This is a genomic window from Mesorhizobium sp. M9A.F.Ca.ET.002.03.1.2 (assembly GCF_003952365.1).
In the GTDB taxonomy this organism is placed as follows: domain Bacteria; phylum Pseudomonadota; class Alphaproteobacteria; order Rhizobiales; family Rhizobiaceae; genus Mesorhizobium.
In genome coordinates this window covers 4,938,064-4,952,751 of record NZ_CP034443.1, presented here as the reverse complement: position 1 = coordinate 4,952,751, position 14,688 = coordinate 4,938,064, and the positions used below count along the sequence as shown (strand labels likewise).

At 62.6% G+C, this 14,688-nt stretch carries 12 protein-coding genes and 1 pseudogene; 11 read left to right on the top strand and 2 right to left on the bottom strand.

Features of this window, described 5'->3' with window-relative positions; translation table 11 throughout:
• Positions 1-53 precede the first annotated feature (53 nt).
• From EJ066_RS23930 to EJ066_RS23910, 5 genes and pseudogenes are all read left to right on the top strand, one after another.
• Complete coding sequence (locus EJ066_RS23930; protein ID WP_126042323.1) at positions 54-692, top strand: SGNH/GDSL hydrolase family protein; 639 nt, start codon at positions 54-56, stop codon at positions 690-692.
• A 222-nt stretch (positions 693-914) separates the two neighbouring features.
• On the top strand, positions 915-2,360 hold the full coding sequence (gene lpdA / locus EJ066_RS23925; protein ID WP_126042321.1) for a dihydrolipoyl dehydrogenase: 1,446 nt from the start codon (positions 915-917) through the stop codon (positions 2,358-2,360).
• Positions 2,361-2,456: 96 nt separating this feature from the next.
• A pseudogene (locus EJ066_RS23920) lies at positions 2,457-2,712 on the top strand (GlsB/YeaQ/YmgE family stress response membrane protein).
• Between the two features lie 136 nt (positions 2,713-2,848).
• Complete coding sequence (gene lipA / locus EJ066_RS23915) at positions 2,849-3,814, top strand: lipoyl synthase (protein ID WP_126042318.1); 966 nt, start codon at positions 2,849-2,851, stop codon at positions 3,812-3,814.
• A 12-nt stretch (positions 3,815-3,826) separates the two neighbouring features.
• Positions 3,827-4,285, top strand: a complete 459-nt coding sequence (locus EJ066_RS23910) for a type II toxin-antitoxin system RatA family toxin (RefSeq protein WP_126042316.1) — start codon at positions 3,827-3,829, stop codon at positions 4,283-4,285.
• Here EJ066_RS23910 and EJ066_RS23905 read toward each other — a convergent pair.
• Both EJ066_RS23905 and EJ066_RS23900 read right to left on the bottom strand, forming a co-directional pair.
• Entirely contained in the window at positions 4,261-4,770 is a 510-nt protein-coding gene (locus EJ066_RS23905) for a CinA family protein (RefSeq protein WP_126042314.1), read from the bottom strand. The genes EJ066_RS23910 and EJ066_RS23905 overlap by 25 nt on opposite strands.
• The gene (locus tag EJ066_RS23900; protein WP_126042312.1) at positions 4,767-5,993 is read right to left on the bottom strand and encodes a bifunctional 2-C-methyl-D-erythritol 4-phosphate cytidylyltransferase/2-C-methyl-D-erythritol 2,4-cyclodiphosphate synthase; all 1,227 of its coding nucleotides are present in this window, start codon (positions 5,991-5,993) and stop codon (positions 4,767-4,769) included. The genes EJ066_RS23905 and EJ066_RS23900 overlap by 4 nt, the downstream gene beginning before the upstream one ends.
• 140 nt (positions 5,994-6,133) lie before the next feature.
• On the opposite strand from EJ066_RS23900, the gene dusB reads away from it, so the two are divergent.
• The 6 genes from dusB to EJ066_RS23870 all read left to right on the top strand — a co-directional run bounded on the left by dusB (position 6,134) and on the right by EJ066_RS23870 (position 14,559).
• Entirely contained in the window at positions 6,134-7,162 is a 1,029-nt protein-coding gene (gene dusB, locus EJ066_RS23895) for a tRNA dihydrouridine synthase DusB (protein ID WP_126042309.1), read from the top strand.
• A complete protein-coding gene (locus EJ066_RS23890; protein WP_126042307.1) occupies positions 7,159-8,301 on the top strand; it encodes a nitrogen regulation protein NR(II) in 1,143 nt (380 codons plus the stop codon). Before dusB ends, EJ066_RS23890 begins: the two co-directional genes overlap by 4 nt.
• Entirely contained in the window at positions 8,298-9,758 is a 1,461-nt protein-coding gene (gene ntrC / locus EJ066_RS23885) for a nitrogen regulation protein NR(I) (RefSeq protein ID WP_126042305.1), read from the top strand. The genes EJ066_RS23890 and ntrC overlap by 4 nt, the downstream gene beginning before the upstream one ends.
• Before the next feature lie 214 nt (positions 9,759-9,972).
• Positions 9,973-12,258, top strand: a complete 2,286-nt coding sequence (locus EJ066_RS23880; protein WP_189644353.1) for a PAS domain-containing sensor histidine kinase — start codon at positions 9,973-9,975, stop codon at positions 12,256-12,258.
• Positions 12,248-13,609, top strand: a complete 1,362-nt coding sequence (locus EJ066_RS23875) for a sigma-54 dependent transcriptional regulator (RefSeq protein WP_126042303.1) — start codon at positions 12,248-12,250, stop codon at positions 13,607-13,609. The genes EJ066_RS23880 and EJ066_RS23875 overlap by 11 nt, the downstream gene beginning before the upstream one ends.
• 89 nt (positions 13,610-13,698) lie before the next feature.
• Entirely contained in the window at positions 13,699-14,559 is an 861-nt protein-coding gene (locus EJ066_RS23870; RefSeq protein WP_126042301.1) for a D-amino-acid transaminase, read from the top strand.
• Positions 14,560-14,688 lie beyond the last annotated feature (129 nt).

Genomic DNA, 14,688 nt, shown 5'->3' with positions numbered 1-14,688 from the left:
CGCTGGCAGGTAAGGCGTTCGCAGACAGGCTTTGGCGGGAGCGGGATAAGCAGATGAAAACAGTTCTTTGCTACGGCGATTCGCTGACCTGGGGCTATGATGCGGCAAGCCTGGATCGCCACCCGCCTAGGGATCGCTGGCCGAGCGTGCTGCAGGCTACGCTAGGAGGCGGTGTCGAGGTCATCGCCGAAGGCTTGAACGGCCGTACAACGGCTTTCGACGACCATCTGGCCGGCGCCGACCGCAACGGCGCCAGAGTGCTGCCGACGGTCCTGATGACGCATGCGCCGATCGACCTGATCGTCATCATGCTCGGCGCCAACGACATGAAGCCGTGGATCCACGGCAATCCGGTCGCCGCCAAGCAAGGCATCCAGCGCCTGATCGATATCGTGCGTGGTCACGACTACCCGTTCAATTGGCCGGCGCCGCAGATCCTGATCGTCGCGCCGCCCGCGGTCAGCCGTACGGAAAACGCGGAATTCAAGGAAATGTTCGCCGGCGGCGATGAAGCGTCGAAGCGGCTGGCGCCGCAATATTCCGCTCTTGCCGACGAAGCCGGCTGCGGCTTCTTCGATGCGGGCACGGTGGCCGAAACCACGCCGCTCGACGGCGTCCATCTCGACGCGGAGAACACGCGAAACATCGGCAAGGCGCTGGCACCGCTGGTGCGCGTGATGTTAGCGACATGATAATAAATGCATTTCTGATCATTGGCATTTGGTTGGCTGTGCATTGGCAGGGTCACCGAAGTCGGCTTCTTGCAGGCTACGCACTTCTTGGGCTCTGGTTTTCCGACGCCCTTTCGATACTGATGCATGAGCCAGCTTTCGCGCCTCCAATATTGAGGTACGAGCCAATTTCGATACCGAAGCCTTCTTTCGGTAAAGCCTCGCTTCAATAAGGACCACAAAATGGCTGAATCCTACGACGTGATCATCATTGGCTCCGGCCCAGGCGGCTACGTCACGGCGGTGCGTTCGGCCCAGCTCGGCTTCAAGACGGCGATCGTCGAGCGCGAGCATCTCGGCGGCATCTGCCTCAACTGGGGCTGCATCCCGACCAAGGCGCTGCTGCGTTCGGCAGAGATCATGCACTATTCGGATCATCTGAAGGACTACGGCTTGAAGATCGACGGCAAGGTCAGCGTCGACACCGCTGCCGTGGTCGACCGCTCGCGAAAAGTCTCGCTGCGGCTCAACAGCGGCGTTGCCTTCCTGATGAAGAAGAACAAGGTCGATGTGATCTGGGGCGAAGCCAAGCTGTCCAAGCCCGGTGAAGTTGTTGTTTCGAAAACCTCCAAGAAGCCGATGGAGCCGCAGCCGCCGGCGCCCAAGGGCGTCAAGGGCGAGGGCACCTACACCGCAAAGCACATCATCCTGGCGACCGGCGCCAGGCCGCGTGCGCTGCCCGGCATCGAGCCCGACGGCAAGCTGATCTGGACCTATTTCGAGGCGATGGTGCCGAAAGAGATGCCGAAATCGCTGCTGGTGATGGGCTCGGGCGCAATCGGCATCGAATTCGCTTCATTCTACCGCACCATGGGCGCGGAGGTGACGGTGGTCGAGCTGCTGCCGGCGGTCATGCCGGTCGAGGACGCAGAGGTCTCGAAATTCGCGCAAAAACAGTTCGAGAAGCAAGGCATGAAGATCGTCCTCGAGGCCAAGGTGACCAAGGTCGAGAAATCAGCCAACTCGGTTACCGCGCATGTCGAGATGAAGGACGGCAAGGTCGAGAAGATCACCGCCGACCGGATGATCTCGGCCGTCGGCGTGCAGGGCAACATCGAGGGCCTCGGCCTCGAAGCGCTCGGCGTGAAGACCGAGCGCGGCTGCGTCGTCGTCGACGGCTACGGCAAGACCAATGTACCCGGCATCTATGCAATCGGCGATGTCGCCGGACCGCCCATGCTTGCCCACAAGGCCGAGCATGAGGGCGTGGTGTGCGTGGAAAAGATCGCCAACTTCCCCGGCGTGCACGCCACCGACAAGCTGAAGATTCCGGGCTGCACCTATTGCAACCCGCAGGTTGCGTCCGTCGGACTGACCGAAGCGAAAGCAAAAGCCGAGGGCAAGGACATCCGCGTCGGCCGCTTCCAGTTCGCCGCCAACGGCAAGGCCATCGCGCTCGGCGAGGACCAGGGCTTCGTCAAGACCATCTTCGACAAGAAGACCGGCCAGTTGCTCGGCGCGCATATGGTCGGCGCCGAGGTGACCGAACTGATCCAGGGCTTTGTCGTGGCGATGAACCTGGAGACCACCGAGGAAGAGCTGATGCACACGATCTTCCCGCATCCGACGCTGTCGGAGATGATGAAGGAAAGCGTGCTCGACGCCTATGGCCGTGCGCTGAACGCATGATAGGCTTTTCGCGCGAGACCCGCACGCAAGACCTTGGGGAACTCAACGGCAAGGTAACTCGTTTCCGGATGCATTCATCATACGAGGAGAGGGCAAATGGACGTGAACGGCGTGGGCTGGATAGCAGCCATCATCATCGGCGGTCTGGCGGGATGGCTCGCCGAGATGGTCATGAAGAGCAACACCGGCATCTTGATGAATATCATCCTTGGCATCGTCGGCGCCATCGTGCTGAATGCCATCCTGCAGGCGCTCAACATCGGCGCCTTCGGCGCCGGCTGGGTCGCCTATCTGATCCGGTTTCATTGGCGCCTGCCTGCTGATCTGGGTAGGACGCATGGTGCGCCGTTAACCCCTGTCGATATCTGCTATGCGAAAAAGCCTATGGCGGCATGCGCCGCCGCGGCCTTTTTCTTTGCGCCGAAAAGTCCTAGATGACTTGTGAAAGCGAACGCCGGATCGGCGATCGCGAATGAACCGGGTTTCAGATGGTCACCGTTCTCGACACGATCGCCAATGCGCCGCGCCTGCGGCATCCCGAAAAGGCGCACAAGCCTGACCAGGACGTGCTGCGCAAGCCAGACTGGATACGCGTCAAGGCGCCGATGTCGAAGGGCTATGCCGAGACGCGCGAGATCGTCAAATCGCACAAGCTGGTGACGGTGTGCGAAGAAGCCGGTTGCCCCAACATCGGCGAGTGCTGGGATAAGAAGCACGCGACCTTCATGATCATGGGCGAGATCTGCACGCGCGCCTGCGCCTTCTGCAACGTGGCTACCGGTATACCGACCGCGCTCGATCCCGATGAGCCGGCCCGCATCGCCCATGCCGTCAAGCAGATGGGCCTGACCCATGTCGTCATCACCTCCGTCGACCGTGACGATCTTGCTGATGGCGGTGCGCAACATTTCGCTGAGGTCATCCGTGCAATTAGGGCGGCGACGCCTTCGACGACGATCGAAATCCTGACGCCCGACTTCCTGCGCAAGGAAGGCGCGCTGGAGATCGTGGTGGCGGCCAAGCCCGACGTTTTCAATCACAATCTCGAAACCGTGCCGTCGAACTATCTGACGGTCCGGCCGGGCGCCCGCTATTTCCATTCGATCAGGCTCCTGCAGCGGGTCAAGGAACTCGATCCGTCGATCTTCACCAAATCCGGCATCATGGTCGGCCTGGGCGAGGAGCGGAACGAAATCCTGCAGTTGATGGACGATTTGCGTTCAGCCAATGTCGACTTCATGACCATCGGCCAGTATCTGCAACCGTCGAAAAAGCACCATCCGGTGATCCGCTTCGTCACGCCGGAGGAGTTCAAGTCCTTCGAGACGATCGGCAAGACCAAGGGCTTCCTGCTGGTGGCATCGAGCCCGCTGACGCGTTCGTCGCACCACGCAGGCGACGATTTCGCCAGGCTGCGAGCGGCGCGTGAAGCGTTTCTCAGAAAGTCCGCCTAACACACTGGTTTCATGCCACAATTCGAAGCCCATCGCCGCGTCGCGCATACGCCGGAACAGATGTTCGCTCTGGTCGCCGATGTCGAATCCTATCCGCAATTCCTTCCGCTTTGCGAGGCGCTGACGATCCGCTCGCGCAAGGAACGCGACGGACGCACCCTGCTCGTCGCCGACATGAGCATTGGCTACAAGGCGATCCGCGAAACTTTCACCACGCAGGTGCTTTTGAAGCCTGACGAGAACGCCATCGACGTCAAATACATCGACGGGCCGTTCAAATATCTGAGCAATGTCTGGCGCTTCGAGCCGGATGACGGCGGCTGCAACGTCTGCTTCTTCATCGACTACGAATTCAAGAGCCGCATTCTGGGCGCGGTGATGGGAACGATGTTCGATCGCGCCTTTCGCATGTTTTCCGAGGCGTTCGAGAAGCGCGCCGACGCCATCTACGGGGCAGCGCCGGCGGCCTGATCCGCGGCGAGTGCGCGCAGGCCCAGTTCGAGCGCATGCCTGACCGTCTCCCGGCGGATGAAATCGCGGCCCTTGTCGGCGAACAACTGGCATTCGCTGACGACCGGCCGGCCGGTCAAGGCGACACCAAACCAGACCAGGCCGACGGGTTTTTCCGTCGAGCCGCCGCCTGGACCGGCAATGCCGGTGACGGCAAGGGCAAGCCCGGCGCGCGAACGATCCAGGGCGCCCTGCGCCATCTCGATCGCCGTTTCCCGCGAGACCGCGCCGTGCGCCTCAAGCGTTGCGGCGAAAACACCGAGCATCTCCGTCTTTGCCCCATTGGAATAGGTGATGAAACCACGGTCAACCACGGCCGAGGAGCCAGCGATGTCGGTCAGGGCGGCGATGATCATGCCGCCGGTGCAACTCTCGGCCGTCGCCAGCATGATGCCGCGCTGCCGGCAGGCTTGAAGCAGGGCATCTGCGAGATCGCCGGCGCTCATTCGGGGACGTCCCCTGGAAACACGACGCTGGCGGTCGCGATGGCCGCTATGCCTTCCTCTCGGCCGACAAAGCCGAGCTTTTCGTTGGTTGTCGCCTTGATCGAGACACGGTCCCGGGAAATTCCCAGCACCGCCGAAAGGGTCTTAGTCATCGCCTCGCGATGCGGGCCGACGCGTGGCGCCTCGCAGATCAGCGTGATGTCGGCATTGGCGATGCGCCCGCCGCGCGCGCGCACCAGCTTGGCCGCATGCTCGACGAAGATCCGCGAGGCCACGCCTTTCCACTGCGGATCCGACGGCGGGAAATGCGTGCCGATGTCGCCGGCGCCGCAGGTGGCGAGCAATGCGTCGGTCAGGGCGTGCAGGCCGACATCGGCGTCCGAATGGCCGGACAGTCTCTTGTCATGCGGGATGGAGACGCCGCACAAGGTCACGTGATCGCCGGGCTCGAAGGCATGGACGTCATAGCCGTTGCCGGTGCGGACGTCTGGAAAACGCGGCCGCTCGCCGGAAAGCCGCTGATCCGCCATCGAAATATCCCTTGCCCAGGTCAGCTTGACATTGTCCGGCGAGCCCGGAACGATTTTCACCGGAATATGTGCCCATTCGGCAATCGCGGCGTCATCGGTGAAGTCCGCCTTGCCCAGGTGATGGGCCTTTTCATGGGCGGCCAGAATCGGCCAAAACGGAAAGCCTTGCGGCGTCTGCGCGGCATGAAGCCCGTTTCTGGAAACCGTCTCGCCGATTATGCCGGCGGCCGACTCGCGTTTCAGTGTGTCGGCGACGGGGAGGGCAGGCAACGCCCCCTGCCGCTCGCCGATGGCGGCGATCGTACGGTCTATCAATTCCGCGTCGACGAACGGACGAACGGCATCATGGATCAGAACCTGGCCCGGCGCATGGCTTCTCAGCGCAAGCAGCCCGAGCCGAACGGAGTCCTGCCTGGACGCGCCACCGGTGATCGCAACAACCCGATCGGCGTTGCCTCCGGCGGCGCTGCGAAAAAGCGCGCTGTCGTCGGCGTGGATGGCGACGACGACAGGCCCGATTCTCGGATGCGCCAAAAACATGTCCAGTGTGCGCGCGATGACCGCACGGCCGCCGATCCTTTGGTATTGCTTCGGCCCGTCGGCCTGCCCGGCGCGCGCGCCGCGGCCGGCGGCGACGATAACCACGGCAACTTTGTCGTCTACAGCCGAAGGTTTTTTGCTTGCATCTGTCATGCCGAGACGCTTAGTCGCGGCGCAGGGTCAACGCCAGCATTTTTCCCAAATGCGCCTTAATGTGACGTCATTGCGCGTTGCACATTGCCGCCATTCTGGCTAGAGAATGTGCAGCAATTGAAGATGCTTGGTTTTTGTGCATGCGCGACGTGACTAAATTGGCTTCGCCGTTGGACGTGGGTGGCGTGAGAATCCGCAATCGCGCCTTTCTCGCGCCCATGTCGGGTATATCAGATGAACCGTTTCGGCAGCGTGCCTATGCGCATGGCGCCGGATTGGTCGTCTCGGAGATGGTGGCGAGCGGCGAACTTGCCAGGGGCAGAGCCGGTTCCGGCCTGCGCATCCGTCACTCCGGGCTGCCTGTTCACATGGTCCAGCTTGCCGGCCGCGAGGCGGCGCATATGGCCGAGGGCGCCCGAATCGCCGCGGGCGAGGGCGCCGACATCGTCGACATCAATATGGGCTGCCCGGCCAAGAAGGTGACGGGCGGTTATGCCGGTTCGGCGCTGATGCGCGATCTCGATCACGCTCTGTCGCTGATTGAGGCGGTGGTCGGCGCCGTCGAGGTGCCGGTTACGGTCAAGATGCGGCTCGGCTGGGACGAAACCGCGCTCACCGCGCCGATGCTGGCGCGCCGCGCCGAGCAGGCGGGCGTCAAGATGGTGACGGTGCACGGCCGCACGCGTTGCCAGTTCTACCAGGGCAAGGCCGACTGGCGCGCCATCGCACGCATAAAGCAGGCTGTGTCGATCCCGGTTGTCGCCAATGGCGATGTCGGCTCGCCGGCGGAGGCAGCAATGATCCTCGACCAGTCGGGCGCCGACGCGGTGATGATCGGCCGCGCGCATTATGGCGCGCCGTGGACGGCGGGCAGCATCGCGGCAGCCGCGGCAAGAGAGACAACGCCCGACGTGCCCGAAAGCCCGCAAGCTCTGGCCGACTACGTGGTCGCCCACTACGAGGACATGCTGACGCTCTACGGCATCGAAAGCGGCGTGCGCCAGGCGCGCAAGCATCTTGGCTGGTATCTCGACCGCCACGCCGCTGGCGTCGTCGGTGAGCAGCGAAAGGCCATCCTCACCTCCTTCGAGCCCGTCCGCGTCATTGCCGCGTTGCGCGAGGTGTTTTCAAGCGCTCCCGAGGCGATGAACCTGCGGAGCGCAGCATGAATGCCACCGTTGCACAGAGCATGGACATGGCGGACGCCGCTCACATCGTACTCAACACGATCCGTCGCCCGGTAATCATGGTCGATGCGGAAGGGTTCATCACCTTCGCCAATGCCGATGCCGAGGACTTCTTCCGCTCGAGCGCGACCATGCTCGCCCGTAACACATTACCCAAGCTCATTCCCTTCGGCAGCCCGCTGCTGACGCTTGTCGACCAGGTGCGCGAGCGCCGGGCGCCCGTCAACGAATACCGGGTCGATGTGTCGTCGCCACGCCTTGGCATCGAGAAAGTCGTCGATCTCTACGTCGCGCCGGTGCCGGAATTCCCGGGCGCCGTGGTGGTGATGTTTCAGGAACGATCGATGGCCGACAAGATCGATCGGCAGATGACGCATCGCGGTGCGGCGCGTTCGGTGACCGGCCTAGCCGCGATGCTTGCCCACGAGATCAAGAACCCGCTGTCCGGCATCCGGGGCGCTGCCCAACTGCTTGAACTGTCGGCTTCCGACGAGGATCGCGCGCTGACCCGGCTGATCACCGATGAGACCGACCGTATTGTCTCGCTGGTCGATCGCATGGAGGTGTTTTCCGACGAGCGGCCCATCGACCGCTATCCGGTCAACATCCATGTCGTACTGGACCATGTGAAGGCGATTGCAAAGAACGGTTTTGCAAAGAAAATCAAGATATTGGAGGATTATGATCCATCACTGCCTCCGGTCTTCGCCAACCGCGACCAGCTCATCCAGGTGTTCCTCAACCTGGTCAAGAATGCGGCCGAGGCCATCGGCGGCGATCCGCAAGGCGAGATCAGTCTGACGACCGCGTTCCGTCCGGGCATCCGTGTCTCCGTTCCGGGAACGCAGGGCCGCGTGTCGTTGCCGCTGGAATTCTGCGTCCGCGACAACGGCTCCGGCGTTTCCGAAGATATCCTGCCGATCCTGTTCGACCCCTTCATCACCACCAAGCCGAACGGGTCGGGGCTTGGTCTGGCGCTGGTCGCGAAAATCGTCGGCGAGCATGGCGGCATCATCGAATGCGATTCGACGCCGCGCGGAACCACCTTCCGCATCCTGATGCCAGCCTGGAAAGAAACGCCGTTTGGCACAGACGATGATGGCGAAGGAGACCGCAAATGACTGTTCGCGGCAATATTCTCGTCGCCGACGACGATGCGGCCATCCGCACGGTCCTCAATCAGGCGCTTTCGCGCGTCGGCCATGAGGTGCGCGTGACGTCCAACGCCTCGACGCTGTGGCGCTGGGTGGCGGCGGGCGAGGGCGATCTCGTCATCACCGACGTGGTCATGCCGGACGAGAATGCCTTCGACATGCTGCCGCGCATCAAGAAGGCGCGGCCGGAACTGCCCGTCATCGTCATGAGCGCCCAGAACACGTTCATGACCGCGATTCGGGCTTCCGAAACCGGCGCCTACGAATACCTGCCAAAACCGTTCGACCTGACCGAGCTTCTCAACATCGTCAACCGGGCGCTTTCCGAGCCGCGACGGCCGAAGATCGATGCGCGGGCGGACGAGCCGCCGGAAACGATGCCGCTGGTCGGCCGCTCGGCCGCCATGCAGGATATCTACCGCATGCTGGCACGCATGATGCAGACCGATCTGACGGTGATGATCTCAGGCGAATCGGGCACCGGCAAGGAACTGGTTGCACGTGCGCTGCACGAATATGGCCGTCGTCGCGGCGGCCCTTTCGTCGCGATCAACATGGCGGCGATTCCGCGCGATCTGATCGAATCGGAACTGTTCGGGCACGAGAAGGGCGCCTTCACTGGCGCGCAGAACCGTTCCACCGGCCGTTTCGAGCAGGCCGAAGGCGGCACGCTCTTCCTCGACGAGATCGGCGACATGCCGATGGAGGCGCAGACGCGCCTGCTGCGTGTCCTGCAGCAGGGCGAATACACCACTGTCGGCGGCCGCACGCCGATCAAAACCGACGTGCGCATCGTCGCCGCCACCAACAAGGATCTGCGCACGCTGATCAATCAGGGGCTTTTCCGCGAGGATCTGTTCTATCGCCTGAATGTCGTGCCGCTCAGGCTGCCGGCGCTGCGCGAGCGGTCCGAGGACGTTCCGGATCTCGTCCGGCACTTCTTCAAGCTCGGCGCCAGTGAAGGCCTGCAGACCAAGCGGATTTCCACCGGCGGCATCGAGCTGATGAAGCGCTACCCGTGGCCTGGCAATGTGCGCGAGCTCGAAAATCTTGTCCGTAGGCTGGCCGCGCTCTATTCGCAGGATGAGATTTCCGCCGAGATCATCGAGGCGGAACTGAAGACCGGCGACAGGCCGGTCGTTCCCGGCGGCGGCAACCTTATTCCCGACGATTTGTCCATCGGCCAGGCGGTGGAACATTTCCTGCAGCGCTATTTTGCGTCGTTCGCCGGTGAATTGCCGCCGGCCGGGCTCTATCAGCGCATTCTCTCCGAGGTCGAATATCCGCTGGTCCTTGCCTCGATGACGGCAACCCGCGGCAACCAGATCAAGGCCGCGGAACTCCTGGGGCTCAACCGCAACACGCTGCGCAAGAAGATCCGCGAGCTTGGCGTCAACGTCTACAAATCGTCCAGGCAAGCGTAGAGCGACGTGCGTCCTTCGGGCGTGCAAAGTACGCGCTGGCACTTTGAGTTATCGCATTGGCCCGAAAACCGATTCCGATTTCGGGCCAAAGCGATAGGGCCGCACCTTTTCCGGGGATCGATCGCCGAAACATTTCCGTCCAGGTCACACTTGTTGCATAATCGCCACAATGCGTTGCATAGATCCGACGCAATCACTGGCTCTAGACGGCGACATGGCTTCACGGGCACCGAGACTGAGCGACCCGCTTTTCAGCGAGCCCGGAACAAGAGACGGGCGTCGGCTGCTTGCGCTGCCCGGCGTCGTGGCGGTTGTCGGTGCGCTGGTTACGGCGGCGATATCCTTCGCCATTCTCGTCGGCGCCACGCCGATCACGCCGGACGAAAGGACGACGCTGGCGCTTATCGCCCTCAATGCGGCGTTCATCCTGTTCCTGATCGCGCTGGTCGGCCGCGAAGTGCATCGTATCGCGATGGCGCGCCGGCGTGGCAAGGCGGCGTCGCGACTGCATGTGCGGATCGTCGCGATGTTCGCGCTGGTCGCCGCGATTCCGGCCATCATGGTGGCGATCATCGCCTCGATCACGCTCGACATTGGCCTCGATCGCTGGTTCGAGATCCGCACCAAGACGATCGTCAATTCGTCGCTGTCGATTGCCGATGCCTATGTGCAGGAGAACGCGCGCAATCTCCAGGGAACGACCCTGTCGATGGCCTACGATCTCGACGCCTCCCGCACGCTTTACGGCCTCGATAGAACCGGCTTCCTCGATCTGATGAACAAGGAAGCGGTGGGGCGCTCGCTGGCCCACGCCGCACTGGTCAAGCCTGACGGTTCGTTCGTCATGAGCGCCAAGACCGACGCCGATTTTGCCATGCCGGAACCGCCGGAAGGCGCCATGAGCAGTGCTGCCGACGGCAGGCCGGTGCTGATCGAGCCGAAGACGCGCAACATCATGGGCGCCATCGTCAAGCTGCGCGAGATCGAAGGGCTCTATCTCTACACCATCCGCCTCGTCGATCCCGAGGTGATCAAGGCGCGGCAGATTGTCAGAGCCAACACCGACGAGTATCGCGGCCTGGAAAGCAATCGCCGCACCTCGCAGGTGGCCTTCGCGCTTCCCTATCTGTCGCTGACGCTGATCATCATTCTGTCCGCCATCTGGACCGGCATTGCCGTCGCCGACCGCCTGGTGCGGCCCATCCGTCAGCTGATCGGCGCGGCCGACGAGGTCGCGACCGGCAATCTCGACGTTGCCGTGCCCGTTCGGCCTTCCGACGGCGACGTCGCCTCGCTCGGCAACACCTTCAACAAGATGCTGCTGGAACTGAAGTCGCAGCGTAACGAGATCCTGTCCGCCAAGGATTTGATCGACGAACGGCGCCGCTTTTCTGAAGCCGTGCTTGCCGGCGTCACCGCCGGCGTCATTGGCGTCGATCCGTATGGTATCGTCACCATCGTCAACCGGTCGGCCGAAACGATGCTGGCGATATCGGCCACCGCCGCACTCGGGCAGAATCTCTCCGCCCTGCTGCCGCATGTCGGTCGCGTCTTCGAGATCGGTCGAAAGTCGGGCAAGCCTGTCTATCGCGAGCAGGTGACCTTTTATCGCGCCGGCACGGAGCGGACCTTTAACGTGCAGATCACGGTCGAGGCCGGCGACGACGGTTCGGAGGAGAAATCCTATGTGGTGACGGTCGACGACATCACCGATCTGGTCCAGGCGCAGCGCTCCTCGGCCTGGGCGGATGTGGCGCGGCGTATCGCCCACGAGATCAAGAACCCGCTGACGCCGATCCAGCTTTCCGCCGAGCGCATCAAGCGCCGCTACGGCAAGGTTATCACCGAAGACCGCGAGGTTTTCGATCAGTGCACCGACACGATCATCAGGCAAGTGGAGGATATCGGCCGCATGGTCGACGAGTTCTCCGCTTTCGCACGCATGCCCAAGCCCGAGATGAAGGCCCTCGATTTGCGCGAATCGTTGCGCGAAGCCTCGTTCCTCGTCGAAGTGAGTCGCGCCGATATCACCTTCGAGCGCGTGTTCGGCAACGAGCCGCTCAAAGGCACTTTCGACAGCCGCCTGATGGCGCAGGCTTTCGGCAACGTTATCAAGAACGCAGCCGAGGCGATCGACGGACTTGATCAAAAGGATCGCTCGCACGGCATAATCCGGATTCAAGCCGGACGGCAGAATGGCGCGATTCGCATCGACGTCATCGACAATGGCAAGGGTTTGCCGCGCGAGAATCGTCAGCGACTGCTCGAGCCTTATATGACGACACGCGAGAAGGGCACGGGGCTCGGCCTCGCTATCGTCAAGAAGATAGTGGAGGACCATGGCGGCCAGCTCGAACTGCATGACGCGCCGGCTGATTTCCACGGCGGGCGAGGCGCGATGATCAGCATCATCCTGCCGCTTGCCACCACTGTGCCGTTGCGCGGCGAAGACAGGACGGAACACGAAAGAGAAACTGAAAAGGTCGGTAATGGCGTCTGATATTCTCATCGTCGATGACGAGGAAGACATCCGCGAACTAGTCGCCGGTATTCTGAGCGACGAAGGTCACGAAACCCGCACGGCATTCGATGCCGACAGCGCCCTGGCGGCGATCGCCGACCGGGCGCCGAGGCTGATTTTCCTCGATATCTGGCTGCAAGGCTCGCGTCTGGACGGATTGGCGCTGCTGGACGAGATCAAGACGATGCACCCGAACCTGCCCGTGGTGATGATCTCGGGGCACGGCAACATCGAAACGGCGGTCTCGGCCATCCGCCGCGGTGCCTATGACTTCATCGAGAAGCCGTTCAAGGCCGACAGGCTGATCCTCATCGCCGAGCGCGCGATTGAAACCTCGAAACTGAAACGCGAGGTTTCGGACCTCAAGCTGCGCAGTGGCGAAACCTTCGACCTGATCGGCATGTCGTCGGCGATGAGCCAGTTGCGCCAGACCATCGAGCGTGTCGCGCCGACTAACAGCCGCGTCATGATCATCGGCCCGTCCGGGTCAGGCAAGGAACTCGCGGCACGCGCCATCCACACGCTGTCGGCGCGCAAGAGCGCGCCGTTCGTCACGCTGAGCGCTGCCAACATCACGCCCGAACGCATGGAGGTCGAGCTGTTCGGCACCGAATCAAACGGTGTCGAACGCAAGGTCGGTGCGCTTGAAGAAGCCCACCGCGGCATTCTCTACATCGACGAAGTGGCCGACATGCCGCGCGAAACGCAAAACAAGATCCTGCGCGTGCTGGTCGAACAGCAGTTCGAGCGGGTAGGGGGCACCAAGCGGGTCAAGGTCGATGTCCGAATCATATCGTCGACCTCGCAGAACCTGGAAGCGATGATCGCCGACGGCCGATTCCGCGAGGATCTCTATCACCGCCTGGCGGTGGTTCCGGTCATGGTGCCGGGACTGGCCGAGCGGCGGGAGGATATTCCCTATCTGGTCGACAATTTTATGAAGCAGATCTCCCGGCAGGCCGGCATCCGGCCGCGGCGCATCGGCGACGACGCGCTGGCGGTGCTGCAGGCGCACAACTGGCCGGGCAACGTCCGCCAGTTGCGCAACAATGTCGAGCGATTGATGATCCTGGCGCGCGGCGACGATGCCGATGCGCCGATCACCGCCGACCTCTTGCCTGCCGAGATCGGCGATGTCATGCCGCGCACGCCAAACCAATCCGATCAGCACATCATGGCGCTGCCGCTGCGTGAAGCGCGCGAACAGTTCGAGAAGGACTATCTGATCGCCCAGATCAACCGTTTTGGCGGCAATATCTCGAAGACAGCCGAGTTCATTGGCATGGAGCGCTCGGCGCTTCACCGCAAGCTGAAGTCGCTGGGCGTCTGACAGCCGAACCAATCGTGGCCTACGCAATTTTCGGTTACGGCGGCGGCGGAATCGCTTAAGAAAAGCCGGGACTTCTCCGGGGGTGATCCATGCCGCGCATTGCCTATGTGAACGGGCGCTATGTCGCTCACGCCGACGCTGTCGTGCACATCGAGGACCGCGGCTATCAGTTCGCCGATGGCGTCTACGAGGTCTGCGAGGTGGCGCGCTGCTTCATCGTCGATATGCCTCGCCACCTCGCCCGGCTGGACCGTTCGTTGCGTGAGCTGTCGATCGGATGGCCGGTCACCCCAGGCGTGCTGCCGATTATCCTGCGCGAGGTGGTCCGCCGCAACCATGTCACCGATGGCCTGGTCTACCTTCAGGTGACGCGCGGCGTCGCCAGCCGTGACTTTGTTTTCCCGGCGGGCACGAAACCGTCACTGGTGGTGACCGCCAGGAAAGCCGACCCCGCTGCTGCCGCGAAGAGGGCCGAAAGCGGGATCAAGGTTCTCACCGTGCCGGAGAATCGTTGGGACCGGGTCGATATCAAGTCCGTCGGGCTGTTGCCGAATGTCCTCGCCAAACAGAAGGCCAAGGAAGCCGGCGCCCAGGAAGCCTGGTTCGTCGATGCCGACGGCACCGTCAAGGAAGGTGGATCGTCGAACGCCTGGATCATCACCAGGGATGGCGTGCTGGTGACGCGGCCGGCCGAGCACGGCATCCTGCGCGGCATCACCCGCACCACGCTGTTCGACGTGGCCGCCAAGCTCGGCCTGAAGATCGAGGAGCGAGGCTTTTCGGTCGCCGAGGCCAAGGCCGCGCGCGAGGTTTTCATCAGCTCCGCGACCACGATCGCCATGCCGGTGGTGGCCATCGACGGTGCTCCCGTCGCCAACGGGCATCCGGGCTCGATAACACTTTCCTTGCGGCAAGCCTTTTTTGACATTGCGGAAAAAAGTCCAGCCTGATAACCGCACAGGTGGAATGAACATCAATATATCTCGTTCTGCTTGTCGTTATTGACGGCAAGATGGTGTTTGCGCGCTTGACATGTGCCGGGTAATTTGGCGCATTGGCCTGCAAACCGAAGGGGATCG

Excerpts from the sequence above, each read along its gene's own strand:
- dusB (WP_126042309.1), top strand. The coding sequence starts at position 6,134 with ATGCGCGACGTGACTAAATTGGCTTCGCCGTTGGACGTGGGTGGCGTG.
- EJ066_RS23870 (WP_126042301.1), top strand. The coding sequence starts at position 13,699 with ATGCCGCGCATTGCCTATGTGAACGGGCGCTATGTCGCTCACGCCGAC.
- lpdA (WP_126042321.1), top strand. The coding sequence starts at position 915 with ATGGCTGAATCCTACGACGTGATCATCATTGGCTCCGGCCCAGGCGGC.
- EJ066_RS23910 (WP_126042316.1), top strand. The coding sequence starts at position 3,827 with ATGCCACAATTCGAAGCCCATCGCCGCGTCGCGCATACGCCGGAACAG.
- EJ066_RS23905 (WP_126042314.1), bottom strand. The coding sequence starts at position 4,770 with ATGAGCGCCGGCGATCTCGCAGATGCCCTGCTTCAAGCCTGCCGGCAG.
- EJ066_RS23900 (WP_126042312.1), bottom strand. The coding sequence starts at position 5,993 with ATGACAGATGCAAGCAAAAAACCTTCGGCTGTAGACGACAAAGTTGCC.
- EJ066_RS23880 (WP_189644353.1), top strand. The coding sequence starts at position 9,973 with ATGGCTTCACGGGCACCGAGACTGAGCGACCCGCTTTTCAGCGAGCCC.
- lipA (WP_126042318.1), top strand. The coding sequence starts at position 2,849 with ATGGTCACCGTTCTCGACACGATCGCCAATGCGCCGCGCCTGCGGCAT.
- EJ066_RS23890 (WP_126042307.1), top strand. The coding sequence starts at position 7,159 with ATGAATGCCACCGTTGCACAGAGCATGGACATGGCGGACGCCGCTCAC.
- ntrC (WP_126042305.1), top strand. The coding sequence starts at position 8,298 with ATGACTGTTCGCGGCAATATTCTCGTCGCCGACGACGATGCGGCCATC.
- EJ066_RS23875 (WP_126042303.1), top strand. The coding sequence starts at position 12,248 with ATGGCGTCTGATATTCTCATCGTCGATGACGAGGAAGACATCCGCGAA.
- EJ066_RS23930 (WP_126042323.1), top strand. The coding sequence starts at position 54 with ATGAAAACAGTTCTTTGCTACGGCGATTCGCTGACCTGGGGCTATGAT.